General features: G+C 43.2%; 14 protein-coding genes. 9 read left to right on the top strand and 5 right to left on the bottom strand.

The genetic code is table 11. The annotated features are described in order from the left end of the window. The first annotated feature begins 67 nt into the window (after positions 1 to 67). Entirely contained in the window at positions 68 to 1,525 is a 1,458-nt protein-coding gene (gene nhaC / locus FQV26_RS12770; protein ID WP_146557929.1) for a Na+/H+ antiporter NhaC, read from the top strand. A 74-nt stretch (positions 1,526 to 1,599) separates the two neighbouring features. On the opposite strand, the gene FQV26_RS12765 is transcribed toward nhaC, so the two are convergent. Beyond that, entirely contained in the window at positions 1,600 to 2,487 is an 888-nt protein-coding gene (locus FQV26_RS12765) for a GNAT family N-acetyltransferase (RefSeq protein WP_146557928.1), read from the bottom strand. Positions 2,488 to 2,673: 186 nt separating this feature from the next. On the opposite strand from FQV26_RS12765, the gene FQV26_RS12760 reads away from it, so the two are divergent. From FQV26_RS12760 to FQV26_RS12725, 8 genes are all read left to right on the top strand, one after another. After that, entirely contained in the window at positions 2,674 to 3,474 is an 801-nt protein-coding gene (locus FQV26_RS12760) for an SDR family NAD(P)-dependent oxidoreductase (RefSeq protein WP_146557927.1), read from the top strand. A gap of 132 nt (positions 3,475 to 3,606) precedes the next feature. Then, positions 3,607 to 4,173, top strand: a complete 567-nt coding sequence (locus FQV26_RS12755; RefSeq protein WP_261384336.1) for an MEDS domain-containing protein — start codon at positions 3,607 to 3,609, stop codon at positions 4,171 to 4,173. 200 nt (positions 4,174 to 4,373) lie between these two features. Further along, on the top strand, positions 4,374 to 5,822 hold the full coding sequence (locus FQV26_RS12750; protein WP_146557926.1) for an aldehyde dehydrogenase family protein: 1,449 nt from the start codon (positions 4,374 to 4,376) through the stop codon (positions 5,820 to 5,822). A 35-nt stretch (positions 5,823 to 5,857) separates the two neighbouring features. Continuing rightward, positions 5,858 to 6,982 carry a zinc-dependent alcohol dehydrogenase family protein gene (locus FQV26_RS12745; RefSeq protein WP_146557925.1) on the top strand — a complete coding sequence of 375 codons (1,125 nt, stop codon included), beginning with the start codon at positions 5,858 to 5,860 and terminating at the stop codon, positions 6,980 to 6,982. Positions 6,983 to 7,073: 91 nt separating this feature from the next. After that, positions 7,074 to 7,574: an SRPBCC domain-containing protein gene (locus FQV26_RS12740; protein ID WP_186759913.1), complete on the top strand. Its 501-nt coding sequence runs from the start codon at positions 7,074 to 7,076 to the stop codon at positions 7,572 to 7,574. Positions 7,575 to 7,602: 28 nt separating this feature from the next. Continuing rightward, positions 7,603 to 8,040 (top strand): VOC family protein, encoded by a 438-nt coding sequence (locus tag FQV26_RS12735; protein WP_146557923.1) that lies wholly within the window; start codon positions 7,603 to 7,605, stop codon positions 8,038 to 8,040. Between the two features lie 130 nt (positions 8,041 to 8,170). Further along, entirely contained in the window at positions 8,171 to 9,031 is an 861-nt protein-coding gene (locus FQV26_RS12730) for a PPK2 family polyphosphate kinase (RefSeq protein WP_146557922.1), read from the top strand. Positions 9,032 to 9,314: 283 nt separating this feature from the next. Then, positions 9,315 to 10,157: a YitT family protein gene (locus FQV26_RS12725; protein ID WP_146557921.1), complete on the top strand. Its 843-nt coding sequence runs from the start codon at positions 9,315 to 9,317 to the stop codon at positions 10,155 to 10,157. 91 nt (positions 10,158 to 10,248) lie between these two features. Here the strand turns inward: FQV26_RS12725 and FQV26_RS12720 are convergent, their stop codons facing one another. From FQV26_RS12720 to FQV26_RS12705, 4 genes are all read right to left on the bottom strand, one after another. Next, positions 10,249 to 11,073: an STAS domain-containing protein gene (locus tag FQV26_RS12720; RefSeq protein WP_146557920.1), complete on the bottom strand. Its 825-nt coding sequence runs from the start codon at positions 11,071 to 11,073 to the stop codon at positions 10,249 to 10,251. A gap of 91 nt (positions 11,074 to 11,164) precedes the next feature. Beyond that, positions 11,165 to 12,382 (bottom strand): EAL domain-containing protein, encoded by a 1,218-nt coding sequence (locus FQV26_RS12715; protein WP_146557919.1) that lies wholly within the window; start codon positions 12,380 to 12,382, stop codon positions 11,165 to 11,167. Positions 12,383 to 12,425: 43 nt separating this feature from the next. Next, positions 12,426 to 12,803: a YidH family protein gene (locus FQV26_RS12710; protein WP_146557918.1), complete on the bottom strand. Its 378-nt coding sequence runs from the start codon at positions 12,801 to 12,803 to the stop codon at positions 12,426 to 12,428. A gap of 237 nt (positions 12,804 to 13,040) precedes the next feature. Then, on the bottom strand, positions 13,041 to 13,253 hold the full coding sequence (locus FQV26_RS12705; RefSeq protein WP_146557917.1) for a helix-hairpin-helix domain-containing protein: 213 nt from the start codon (positions 13,251 to 13,253) through the stop codon (positions 13,041 to 13,043). Between the last annotated feature and the right edge of the window lie 214 nt (positions 13,254 to 13,467).

The following is a 13,467-nucleotide window of genomic DNA, read 5'->3' as shown; positions in this document are numbered from 1 at the left end:
ATTGATAGATTATTTTAAGTTTTGCTGTAATATGTAAGTAATACATAAAAGTAAGGGGTTACATAGAATGAAAACGAAGCAGCAAGAGATCGAAACGCCTTTTCTATTAGCACTTATTCCATTTCTCGTCATGATTGTAGCCATGGCTGTCACTATCATTGTCTTTGAAGGCAGTCCGCATGTACCTTTGGCACTCGGTGCAGTAGTTGCGGGAATTATTGCTTGGCGTCTCGGCTATAAATGGGAGACGATTGAAGAAGGGGCGTATAGAGGAATCCGCCTTGCTCTTCCGGCCATTGTGATCATCATTGTTGTCGGCATGATCATTGCTTCCTGGATTGGCGGCGGCATCATTGCAACAATGATCTATTACGGCTTACAAATCATTACGCCATCCTTATTTTTAATGACAATCTGTCTGATTTGCGGAATCGTCGCGCTCGCCATCGGCAGCTCCTGGTCAACAATGGGGACAATCGGTGTAGCTGGCATGGGAATCGGTTTGAGCATGGGCATCCCTGCTGCCATGGTAGCGGGAGCGGTTATTTCCGGCTCCTATTTTGGGGATAAGATGTCTCCATTGTCAGATACTACAAACCTGGCGGCCGGCATTACCGGTACAAATTTATTCGAACATATCAAGCACATGATGTATACCACCATTCCAGGATTGATCATCGCGTTGGTTGTGTATTTCTTTCTTGGCCGCCAATTTAGCGGAGCGGCAGTTGATGAAGGGAATATCGAGGGAATTTTGACGGCGTTGAACAGCAATTTTGTTATTTCACCTTGGCTGCTTTTGGTACCTGCCATCATTGTCGTATTAGTAGCGTTGAAAATACCCGCTCTGCCTGCATTGGTAGTTGGTGTCTTTCTTGGCTTCATATGTCAGATTTTTGTGCAAGGCGGCAATGTTGGGGAAGCAGTTAATACGCTTCACGATGGATTTGCAATTGCTTCCAACAACGAAATGGTCGATGAATTGTTTAACCGAGGTGGAATCGCTTCGATGATGTTCACTGTGTCTTTGACCATTTTCGCCATGGTTTTTGGCGGAATATTGGAACACACTGGCATGTTGAAGGCTATCGTCCAACAGATTCTCAAAGTAGCAAAATCTGCGGGCAGTCTGATTGTGGCGACTATTGCATCAGCATTTTTCACGAATGCTACGGCATCTGAACAATACATTTCAATTCTGCTGCCCGGACGCATGTACGCAACAGCTTATCAGGATAAAGGGCTGCATTCTAAAAACTTGTCACGTGCCCTTGAAGATGGTGGTACGCTGACTTCTCCTTTTATTCCCTGGAATACTTGCGGTGTCTTTATTCTGGCGACTTTGGCGGTTCATCCATTTGCGTATGCTCCGTATGCGGTGCTTAATTATACCGTACCAATTATTGGCATCGTCATGGCGATGGTAGGCTATAAAGTTCAATTTTTGACAAAAGATGAAATGGAGCAGTTGAAAGTGAAGCAGCAAAGAATCGATCGGGAAAAAGAATTGACGGAAGGCGTCTAATTTCGTTTCTCAAATAAAAGGAAAAGCGAGTCAACTTCTACCAGATGGATAAGAAGTTGACTTGCTTTTTTGAGTTAACTGGAGAATTCATTAATCTGTTTGCGCTTCTCACGGCAAGTGCCATATAACAGCCATGGTGAAGGCAGGTCAAAAGAATGGTGGGCGGGTAATTCCCGTACCTGTTCAGGGCTCAAGTCCATCCACAGCAAGGCATCGGTTTTCACTTTTTCACTTAATCGGTGCTGTGCCATGGAAATGGTTTCCCATAGTCCAGGCTGTTCCATGAGATCATCCCATGGGTAGACGGCATGCAAATAATAATCACGTTTATAATCTTTTTTCGTAATCAACACACGGTCTTGTTCTGCATTTTCGAAAAATGCCCATTGTGCCAGCTTGCCTTCGGCGAATAATTGTTCAGAAGCTGGAAAAGTGTAATAGCATTCATAAGGAAAAACGGATCCGGTTTTGATATACAGCCGATCGAGCCATCTCTTTTTATGGGACAGTTCAGTCACTTCCTGCCAAATGGCGCCGCCGGTTTGGAGCAAAGAAGCATCAGATGTGATAGCGCTGTAGAGGGTAGATACTTCTTCAAGACCCAGTTTGTCCATAACGCGCCTTGCGGATGCATTTTCCTGCTGTGTATTCGCACCAATCCATTGAATAGCAGGCAGCCTGAAAGCCTGCTCCATGATATAGGCCATCAATTGGGTGGACAAATTGTTTCCACGGAAGCGAAGGTCACTGCGCATTCTGCCGAGCATAATGTATTGTTTAGCAAAAATTGTGTAGCCGCCGACGCTGGCAAGACGCTCATCGAGGAATAAGCCATACATACGGCTGGTTCCAGTGGATATCCGATTGTATACTCGGAGAATATAATCATCTTCTATGCCAGTTTCCATTTTTTCTAAATGATGAAGATCATCTGAAGTCAATTGTCGAATTGATTTTTCCATACACTGCCACCCCTTGCTCATGTTGAACTGACTACTTGTATTATATACAGGAAAAGCATCGATTTGCATGTCTGCCATATCCGGGACCTGTACAAAATTCTTCTGATAGAAAGATAGGGCAAGCAAGGTTTATCCAGCAGGATCAAAAGGGAAAAGAGTAGGCATATTTAAAAGGAGGCCGTTGAAATGACTGTTTTTTCAAAAGAGGCATTAGCGCATAAGCACGTCCTGATCACCGGTGCTACGGGAGGTATCGGTATTGAGACCGCTCGTATCCTGGCTGATATGGGAGCGCGAATCACCATTACCGGGCGCAATAAGAAGAAGTTGGAAAAATTAAAGGCAGAGCTGCTTGACCAGCTACCAGCAGACAGACTCTGTGTGCAAGAAGCGGATCTGACAAAAGCAGATGATCGAAATCGGTTAATTGAACGTGCTGAAAGTAAACTGGGTTTTATTAACGGATTAGTAAATTCGGCCGGAGTTTCAGGAGGCAAGTTGGTCGAGGAGCTTGATGAGTCGTTCATTAATGAAATGATGAACCTCAATTTCATGTCTACCTTCCTGCTGACTCAAGAAGTATACCGAAAAATGCTGGAACACGAAGAAGGTGATATTGTTAATTTGGCTTCTTTGTCAGGTTTGCGTGGAACCTATGGCAATACGGCTTACTCTGCAAGCAAGTTTGCGGTTGTTGGGTGGACACAGTCGATGGCAGTGGAAGCTATTGAGCATGGTATCCGGGTCAACGCAGTATGTCCGGGTTATGTAGATACGGAAATGGCAAGAAACAGCCTTCGAAACAAAGCACAAAGAAACCATACCAGTTTCGAAGAAGAATTGGTGAAAGCCGAACAGGATATTCCTTCAGGCCGTTTATCGACAGCTAAGGAAGTGGCAAATACAATCGCATTTTTACTGACGGATGCTGCCGGGAATATTGTGGGCGAGTCGGTTAAAATTTCAGGCGGCAGTGTCATGAGGTGAAGCGGCAGTTACGCTGTCGAAGGGATAAGGAAGCTTTGCATTATCTTTTAACCGGATTTTTGTGTATAGTAGATAAAGTGAAAAAGACATTTTGAATGGCGAACAACTTTCTGGTTAAAGGGGATAAATGATTTGGAAAAAGAAATCATGGACATTCAAGAAATTTTAGAGACAACTAAAGGTGCCCATATCTGTTATTATGTGAGCGAAATGGATCGCTATATTGATAACGCTGTTGCGTATATCGTTTCGGGCATCGAGAAGGGCGATCAAGTTCTTTTTGTTGAGAGCGAGCGTCTTTATCCAAAAATTCTGCAGCGTGTGAAAGAACTGGTTTCAGAAGACCGGCTGCAAAATATCCATTATGTAAATAATTTTACATTTTACTGGCGGAACGGAAACTTCCATCCACCAACTATTCTGGCTTATTTCTCCGATTTGGTAACACCTTTTATGGAAGAAGAATTGAACTTTCGTACGTGGGGCCATATCGAATGGCGAGATGAACTGAAAATCACCAATGATATCCAGGAATATGAAAGCGCAATAAACAAGCTTATTCCACAAACAAAAGCAATTTCGGTTTGCGCTTATGATGCACCGCGTGTTTCCGCTTCATTAAAGAAAGTGCTGTTGGACTGCCATGGTTTTTTGATGACAGACGATGGCGTCTCGCCAATTTTGAAGCAGCTTGACTAACTTTTCAACCAATCGTACAGAAGAACCTTTCTTTGGGCAGCCGAAGAAAGGTTTTTTTACTGTCCTTTTTAGTTTGTTATTGACAGAATATTGACAATTATTCAAAAGGGCATACTATATTAAGTAATGAAGCTTTAAAAGAATGCAAAGAATTTTAGGGAGAACGGGTTTCTAAATCGAAAAAAGGAGGAGCACCTGGAATGATTGAAATCGGAAAATACCATTTCGTTTCTATTATTGATGGCAAAGAGCTATCTAAAGAAGGTCGCGATGAAATTGAAGTGCACAATCCCTTCACAAATGAAGTCATTGGCAAAATTTCATGTGCGACACCGGAAGATGCAGCAGAAGCAGTGGCCAGTGCACATCGTGTCTATACAAAAACCATGAAGAAGATGCCGGCGCATAAGCGTGCTGAAATTTTACGGAAAACAGCCGACCTGCTGGAAATTGAAGCTGATGAATTTGCACATCTATTGTCTTTGGAAGCGGGTAAGCCAATAAAGGAAAGCCGTGTAGAAGTTGCGCGGGCAGTCCAAGTATTGCGGTTTGCTTCAGAAGGCGCCAAATCGATCTATGGAGAATTGATTCCATTGGACAGCGCCATCGGTGGAGAAAATCAAATCGGCATGTCAAAACGTGTTTCTCTTGGCGTGGTGGCAGCCATCACACCTTTTAATTTCCCCTTGAACCTGGTTCTTCATAAAATTGCTCCGGCGATTGCAGCAGGCAACACCGTCGTTTTAAAGCCGGCGGAGAAGACGCCGCTTACACCGGTCCTTCTTTACCGAATTTTTGAGAAAGCCGGATTGCCAAAAGGGGTGTTCAACATTGTTATGGGTCCTGGACAAGAACTGGTGGAAACCTTGGTGACCCATCCCAAAGTTAAACGGGTAACGTTTACCGGCAGCAGCGCTGTGGGATGGAAAATACAAGAGATGGCTAAACGGAAAAAAGTTACATTGGAGTTAGGCTCTAACGCACCGAATATCATCTTTGAAGACGCTGATCTGGATGTTGCAGTCAATGCCATTGTAATCGGCGGCTTTACGTATGCTGGCCAAGCCTGTGTTTCCGCTCAGCGGATTTACGTCCAGGAAACGGTCTATCAAGCTTTTCTTGAAAAGCTGACTGCGAAAGTGAAAGCGCTTAAAACAGGTGATCCACTCGACGAAGCAACCGATATGGGACCAATGATTACACAGGAAGCAGCCAAACGGGCAGAGTCGTGGGTCAAAGAAGCAATCGAACAAGGTGCAACTTTATCAGCTGGCGGAAATCGTCAGGGAACTTTAATGGAGCCTACAATTATCAGTGATGTGACACCTGACATGAAGGTGGTTTGTGCGGAGGTGTTTGCGCCTATAGTCAGTGTCATGCCGTTCACTACGGAAGAAGAAGCAGTGGATCATGCCAATAATTCAGATTTCGGCTTGCAGGCAGGTGTTTTCACAGCTGATATCAACCGGGCCATGCGGATGGCGGATGCACTTGAAACAGGAGGTGTCTGGATTAACGAAGTATCGGTCCGTCGTTATGATCACATACCTTATGGCGGGGTGAAAAGCAGCGGCACTGGAAAAGAAGGCGTTACCTATGCCATTGAAGAAATGACGGATGTGAAATTTATAGGCATCAAATTGCATTGAGTTTTGAAAATTTGATTTGAGGAGAGGGTGGGAATATGCAAGTGAGATCAGCGGTATTACGTGAAATTGGGGCTGCAACTCCTTACGAAGAAAGCCAGCCGATTCAAGTTGAAACATTGGAGTTGGATTCGCCGGAAAAAGGGGAAGTATTGATCCAGATAAAAGCAGCGAGTCTATGCCATTCCGATTTATCGGTAATGAATGGCAGCCGGCCGCGGCCTTTACCTATGGCTCTGGGTCATGAGGCTGCCGGCATAATCATGGAAGTGGGCGAAGGGGTGACCGATTTGGAGCCGGGCGACCACATCGCCTGTGTGTTTGTTCCAAGCTGCGGACAATGCGGTCCGTGCCGGGAAGGGCGTCCAGCTCTATGCGAACCGGGAGCTGCCTCTAATACGGCTGGTACCTTACTGGGTGGCGGAAATCGTCTTCATACAGAAACGGAAACCGTCAATCATCATGTAGGAGTCTCCGCTTTTTCAGATTACGCCGTGGTCTCCAGAAATTCAGTCGTCAAAGTGAATAAAGACATCCCTTTTGAAAAAGCAGCACTGTTTGGCTGTGCAGTTATCACAGGGGTTGGGGCTGTCGTTAATACGGCCGGAATCAAACTCGGCAGTACGGTTGCAATTGTAGGACTTGGCGGAGTGGGCCTTAGTGCTTTGCTCGGCGCCATTGCGGCTGGTGCCAGCCGTATCGTGGCAGTGGATATCAATGAAAACAAATTGAAGCAGGCGAAGGAATTAGGGGCTACGGATGTTTTCAATTCCAAAGATTCGGACGTGGTGGAGCAGATTCGCAAAGCGACAGACGGCGGCCTGGATTATGCTTTTGAAACTGCAGGTGTTGTGCCCGCAATGGAGGTTGCTTATGGCATTACCAAGCGCGGTGGAACCACAGTTACTACCGGCTTGCCACATCCGGAACACCAATTTTCATTTCCCTACTTATCGTTGACTGCCGAAGAACGAACAATCAAAGGCTCGTATCTGGGAAGCTGCGTCCCAAGCCGGGATATTCCACGTTACATGAATCTGTTTCAAGAAGACCGCCTTCCTGTAGATAAATTGATTACAGACTTCATCACCTTGGATGAAGTAAATAAAGGGTTCGATATATTGGCAAAAGGCGATTCTTCACGAATCATCATAAAGTTCTAGAAAAGCGGAATTATTAAATGGAAAGGAGAAAACAGCATTTGTTTCTAGCTTCTAGCCGGTTGCATTTTATAAAGAGTGGAGAGGATGTATGATGTCTGCGAATAAAATCACTTCGAAAGTTGAGGGTTTGGAACTGTTCATGGAACGGTCGTTTGACGCGCCTAAAGAGCTGGTCTTTTCAACGTACACAGAACCCGAACATATTGTGCATTGGTGGGGCCCAACCGGCTGGGATACGTCTGTAAAAAGAATGGAAGTAAAACCCAACGGAGTTTGGCATTATTGCATGCGTTCGCCTGAAGGTCAGGAATCCTGGGGGAAATCTATTTACCATGAAGTTGATCCACCCGATCGCCTTGTATACACGGATTCTTTTTCCGATGAGGATGAAAATGAAGTCGAGGAGATGCCCACAATGCTGATTACGACAGAATTTTCATCCGAAGGAACAGGCTGTAAAGTCGTTTCCTCAACGAAATTCGATTCTGAGGAGGAGCTCCAGAAAGTAATTGATATGCAGGCTGTTGAAGGAATGGCTCAAACTTATGACCGACTGGAGGCCTATCTGACAGAACTTCAGCAAGGTAAATGAAAATACATTACCGGAAAGAAGGGCAATGATGATTACAAAAATGTTTCCGTATTTGAATTTTGATGGGAATGGCCAGGAAGCGACGCATTTTTACACCGATGTGCTGGGTGGTGATCTAGTTGGAATAGCGACTTATGGGGAAGCACCTGATATGGGTGGAGGAGAAATGCCGGAAGAAGCGAAAGATATGGTGATGAACGCGCAAATCAATTTTAATAACGGCAATACCTTGATGATTTCGGATGTTCCTCCAGGAATGGGGATGCCGTTTCAAAAAGGCAATAATGTCTCAATAACTGTGCTGTACGATGACATTGAAGAAGCGAGAGGCATTTTCAATAAGCTTTCTGAAGGCGGCAAAGTCATCATGGAGCTGCAAAAAACTTTCTGGAGTCCACTGTACGGCAACTTAACCGACAAATTCGGAATCGATTGGCAAATTTCAGTTGAAGATGAAACGAAATAGCTTGCTGAAAAACCGCGATCTCACGGGAATCGCGGTTTTTCATTAGCCTGTTAGGTTTTCGCTCTTGCTGGGTATGTAAAAGAGTAGAACACGCGATTTACGTTGTTGAAATGTACGAAGGAGGATGAACATGGATACCGACAAATACTTAGTTAAGAAAAATGAAAAAATAAAACTTTCCAATTATCCCTCGACCGAGAATGACAAATACAGTGAACAAGAACTGAAAGACACATTGATTCCTGAAAGCGTCAAAAAGCTGAAAGAGCTGCATATGAAGCTGCATGCTCAAGAAGAGAAAGGGATTATCGTCGTATTGCAGGCCATGGATGCAGCCGGAAAAGATGAAGCCATCACGTACATCTTCTCGAATTTAACAGCACAGGGACTCAAGGTGACTTCGTTTAAGAAACCATCTGAAACGGATCTTGCTCATGATTATTTATGGCGATTCAAGGAAGGTCTGCCTGCCAGAGGACAAATCGGAATTTTGAATCGCTCTTATTATGAAGAAGTGATTGCCCCTCGAGTCCACGACTTACTTGGAGAGACACCCCTTCCAGATGAATTGATCAACGGCGATATTTGGAATGTACGTTATCGCCAAATCAATGATTTTGAACGCTATATGGCGGAAAACGGGTTTCCAATAGTGAAGTTTTTTTTCAATATGTCGTTTGATGAACAGCGCAGCCGGTTGCTTGAACGAATGAAAAATCCGGAGAAAAACTGGGAATTTTCCTTTAATGACGTAAAAGAGCGCCAGCATTGGGATGGCTACCAAGAAATCTTTGAAGATATACTAAATAACACATCAACAGAATATGCACCGTGGTATGCGCTTCCTGCTGATGACGAATGGTACTCACGTTACATTGTATCGGAAGTAATGCTCAAAACGCTGCAGCAGATCGATCCGCAATATCCGGAAATTACAGGGGAAGAAAAAGAAGAGCTAGAAGAAGCAATTCGCCGTTTGGAAGAAGAATGAGGACCAGGAGATTCCGGAAATAACGATTCCGGGTCTCTTTTTCTATTTGCGAACACGCTGTGAACTTAAGAAGAAACACTTGCTTTTTCTTGCCTCAAGCCACTATAATATGAAACATTGGTTCACTATAAAAAGAACAATTTATCTTTTTCCTGTAGTTATTATTAAAAGTAAAATTACACAAAAATAAATGCTCTTAAGGTGACGTGCATCTGCACGGCCTTTTTTTGTGGCTTGAACAAAATAAGTGATTAAGGGTTAGCCTTAAGATTGGAGTTTGGTTATGAATAAATGGACGAGATTAATTCTTGTTTTTGTTTCTTCGATTGTTTTGGGATTTGCGTTTAATATGTTTTTATTGCCCCACGAAGTATTGGCGGGCGGAGTGACCGGTATTGCGATGATGCTCGGATTGGTGACCCCTTTGAATGCGGGGCTTTGGATGATTATCCTCAATATCCCGATTCTTATTCTCGGCTGGATGAAACTGGGCAAGACCTTCATTGCCAATAGCCTTTTTTCTGTCGTCGTTACATCGATTTCGATGCTGTATATTCCCGTCGTCAAGTTGACGGAAGACGCGCTTCTTTCTTCGGTGTTTGGTGGAGTGATTTCAGGAGCGGCAATCGGCATCATCATCCGCTTTTATAGTTCGACCGGAGGATTTGATGTCATTGGCCTTTTGTTGTCTAGGAAACGGGATATTCCGTTGGGGGCACTTGTATTTGCGCTCAACAGTGCGGTAGTCTTTGTATCCGGTTTTATCTTTTCATGGGAATTGGCGATGTATACGATGGCTTCCATCTATATCAGTGGATTGGTAATTGACCGGGTCCATACGCGTCACATTAAACTTAGCTTGATGGTGGTAACCAATCAAGGCGATGCAGTCAAAAATGAATTGCTTGATAAACTCTACCGTGGTATTACCGTGGTGGATGGCGAAGGTGCTTATTCAGCTGCCAAAGTAAAAGTTTTATATAGCGTAATCAGCCGCCACGAGCTGGCATTTGTCCGTCCTCTAATAAAAAACATCGACCCGAATGCTTTTGTCAGCATCAGTGAAACCATGGAAGTCATGGGGAATTTCAGGAAAGATGATAACTTCATGAAAAATCCGGTCTAATAAAAACCACTTCTTTTGAGAGCATCGCTTTCAAAAGAAGTGGTTTTTTTGTGGTGATAAAAATTTTTTCGTGCCGTTCGTCTACGGCGGGTTAGTACTTTAAGTATTCTTTCAATGCTTGCTGCAACGTACCCAAAGTTTTTGTTTTTTCATCAAAATGCATGTTGGAGTGAATCATCTGGCGGACGACTTCTGCGCGCAAACCTGTAATGACTGTGCTGCATCCCATTAAGGCTGTACCTTCACTGATTTTCATTAAATGCTGGATGACTTCGGGCTCCATGGAGGCGATTCCCGATAAGTCAATAATTAGCGTCTGTATATGGGTATTGCCAATTTCGGTCAATACTTTCTCTTCAATAATAGAAGACCTTTGATCATCGACAGCACCAATCAATGGCAAAATACAGACAGAGTTATTGATTGGAATAATAGGGACCGAAAGATTTTCCACCAATTGCTGATGCGCCTTGAGCAAGGAATCCTTATATGTAGAGTAGCTGAGAAAAAAAGCATTTAAAAATAAATCGATCCGTGTGTTGACTTCTTTCTCCAAGCGAAAAAAATTCATGGCTTTATCCCGTGAAACGGATTCACAGAACTTTTCGAGGTATTTCCAAAATGTACGGCGAATGGCCTGTACCCATTCAAGTTTAAATGTAAGTTCAATAGAATGTGTGGCCCATGCCATTCCTTCTTGCTTCGCAAACAGCTTCAATTCTTTCTCTTGTCCGTCAATAATATAAATGACAAGCTTGTGTGCATTTGTCACTAAATCGATGTTGCCGATTGATAGAATTTCTTCGATCTTGTCTTTAACATTAACCGCCTCATTCAACAGGCTTTCTTCAAAATCTTTACTATTAGTGTCAAAAAATATTTGCAGCTCCAGTGAATTCTGTAAAGACTGTGCCATATCTTTTCTCCTTCTTTCTTAAAAGTTAACAAACTGCTGAGCAATTTTTCATAATGACTCAACTCTAGCTAAACCTTGAATGGGGCAGCGTTTACTGGAACAGAAGGTAATCCGTTTCAGAAATAAAATCACCGCTGATATCGATAAACAAGTAACAATCCTCTGATAATGGATAGCTGAATGTACGGATCATTTCACCTGTTTCGATGTCTGAATAGCTATCTGATAAAATCCCTTTATGCCAAGTTTTCATTTGCATGGTGTTTTCAAGGAAAAAGGGACGGAATGCCCAATGAGAACCAATTTGATCCGATTCTATCACCCAATGGCTGCCATGTTTTCTGAAGTTGGAGGAGACTTGCTGCCCATCGCTATTGCAAATATATAAGCGGAAACTCTCGTCCGAAAACGACTCAGCCACAGCTTCGATAAATTGGTCAGCTGTCTCAGGACCATGCCATTTGGAAATCAATTTCTTCACTTTTTCTTCCCGAGCGGCTGTAAAAGCAAAACGGGCCTCTACCCTTAATTTTTCACGTTGAACAAAGATGTTGATTTTTTCGCCCACATCAATCGGAATACAATCATCTAGCGGCAGCTCGAATCCGGGTTTTGCCAAGTAATACCCTTGATAATAATGGCCCCCATGCTTCCAAGCAAAATACAATTGGTAATTGTCTTCAATATTTTCATAGGAAAGCTTAGCACCAATCCTTCTTGCCAGCACGGAAACGGTTTGGATGACATCCTGAAATACCTCAGGATTGGCATTTCGAACAAAACTGGTATCTATTTTTAAAATATGAGGCCGAAGTTGGCGAATGCGATCAATATTGGAGCTTTTTGCACCTACATGATCTACGGCTATCTGAAGGCCATAAGTTTTATAGTAGAGCAGCAAATGCTGCAGAACATCGAAATCTTCATCAAAGTCGTGTTCAGTAATTTCCAAGACAATCCGGTTCATAGAGAAACCTTGTTCCGAAAAGATCTTCAAGGTTTCCAAAAAATCTTCTCCGCTGTTGATCAGCAATTGCTTGGCATTACGATTAATGAACAGTAGGCCGCCATTACCTGAATCAAGCATTTGGCGTATGGCCAGTTTCAGCAAATGCTGATCGACTTCGACTTTGTATTCATCAGGAACATCGTTGTCATGAAAAAAATCGCCCAAACTGATCCAATCACCTTCGGAGCGGAAGCGTCCCAAAACTTCATAGCCGATGACGTTATGCTTGACCGCACTGATGATCGGTTGAAAAGCAGGTTTTACATTATGTAAGTTTTCAAGAATATCTAACGGATCCATAGCGTGTACTCCTTTGTAGTAAATCTATTGAGGGATGGGAGCATTACATAATCATAAAAAAGTAAATGATGACCATGATGATCATGACTGCCAGCATCGAGGAAATTAATGTGATGTGCATATTGGATGGAGTAAATGTTTCATTTATAATTTGCTGTCTCTTCTTTTTGTAGTTTTGTGTTGCCGAAAAAATGACAGTAAGCCCAAAAATACAGGCAAAAATACCAAGTGCAACAGTAAAGACATCCACAAATGGATTGCGGGTAACGCCCATCGTAAAATGGAGACTGGTTGCCAGAAAGCCGACTCCGACAATTGAAATGACAGTACGGATCCACGCCAGATAAGTACGTTCATTAGCGAGATGCTGCTGCGTATAAACCAATTGATTTTTTTCTTTCCGATAGGACTGGCGGGACATTCCAATCTCTCCTCCCAGTGTTTATCACTTTTAAAATTTCACAAACGGAATTGAAAAAACCTTACTGTATTCTCAGTATAAATGAATCAGGAATAAAAAGAAATTTCGAAAATTTCCATAGGTCCTATGTTGTAGATAGCAGGATGCGATTTTAGAGAAATGCACTCCTTTTTTTCTGGACAGATTGTTCGGGCTAATCATAAAAGCCTCCCTGAAGCTGATTTGGGGAGGCGGTTCCTAAACTTTAAAATGCAATCCTTGCTCAGCAAGAGCCTTTCGCAGAATTCCCAACGCTTTTGGTCCGAAACCATGCAAGTCAAGCAACTCCTTTTCAGTGGCTGACGTCAGATCCTGGAGCTGGTGGTAGCCCGCAGACAATAGTGCACGTTGTGCAGGCTTGCCGATGTTTTTGGGGAAATCTGGCTCAATGCCATTTGTTTTTTTCTCCATTAGATTCCCTCCTCTTACTTGACGAGTGCTGTACTTATATTAGCTCCACATTCCAGGTAGGCCTTAAGACAAGTTAATGTGTAAACCCAGCCTTCTTTGTTGTCGATCAGCTCAGTTACGAATAGTTTATCAGCATTGTCACAGAAAGAGTATGTTTGAAAATCAAAATAACGGAGAAATAGTAAGTGAAAATGTTTTTATCGATATTCTGTTT

The organism is Planococcus sp. CPCC 101016 (genome assembly GCF_007859295.1).
In the GTDB taxonomy this organism is placed as follows: domain Bacteria; phylum Bacillota; class Bacilli; order Bacillales_A; family Planococcaceae; genus Planococcus.
This window is presented reverse-complemented; position numbering and strand designations above follow the sequence as displayed.

Coding starts and splice junctions, on each gene's coding strand:
- nhaC (WP_146557929.1), top strand. CDS start 68: ATGAAAACGAAGCAGCAAGAGATCGAAACGCCTTTTCTATTAGCACTT.
- FQV26_RS12765 (WP_146557928.1), bottom strand. CDS start 2,487: ATGGAAAAATCAATTCGACAATTGACTTCAGATGATCTTCATCATTTA.
- FQV26_RS12760 (WP_146557927.1), top strand. CDS start 2,674: ATGACTGTTTTTTCAAAAGAGGCATTAGCGCATAAGCACGTCCTGATC.
- FQV26_RS12750 (WP_146557926.1), top strand. CDS start 4,374: ATGATTGAAATCGGAAAATACCATTTCGTTTCTATTATTGATGGCAAA.
- FQV26_RS12745 (WP_146557925.1), top strand. CDS start 5,858: ATGCAAGTGAGATCAGCGGTATTACGTGAAATTGGGGCTGCAACTCCT.
- FQV26_RS12740 (WP_186759913.1), top strand. CDS start 7,074: ATGTCTGCGAATAAAATCACTTCGAAAGTTGAGGGTTTGGAACTGTTC.
- FQV26_RS12735 (WP_146557923.1), top strand. CDS start 7,603: ATGATTACAAAAATGTTTCCGTATTTGAATTTTGATGGGAATGGCCAG.
- FQV26_RS12730 (WP_146557922.1), top strand. CDS start 8,171: ATGGATACCGACAAATACTTAGTTAAGAAAAATGAAAAAATAAAACTT.
- FQV26_RS12725 (WP_146557921.1), top strand. CDS start 9,315: ATGAATAAATGGACGAGATTAATTCTTGTTTTTGTTTCTTCGATTGTT.
- FQV26_RS12720 (WP_146557920.1), bottom strand. CDS start 11,073: ATGGCACAGTCTTTACAGAATTCACTGGAGCTGCAAATATTTTTTGAC.
- FQV26_RS12715 (WP_146557919.1), bottom strand. CDS start 12,382: ATGGATCCGTTAGATATTCTTGAAAACTTACATAATGTAAAACCTGCT.
- FQV26_RS12710 (WP_146557918.1), bottom strand. CDS start 12,803: ATGTCCCGCCAGTCCTATCGGAAAGAAAAAAATCAATTGGTTTATACG.
- FQV26_RS12705 (WP_146557917.1), bottom strand. CDS start 13,253: ATGGAGAAAAAAACAAATGGCATTGAGCCAGATTTCCCCAAAAACATC.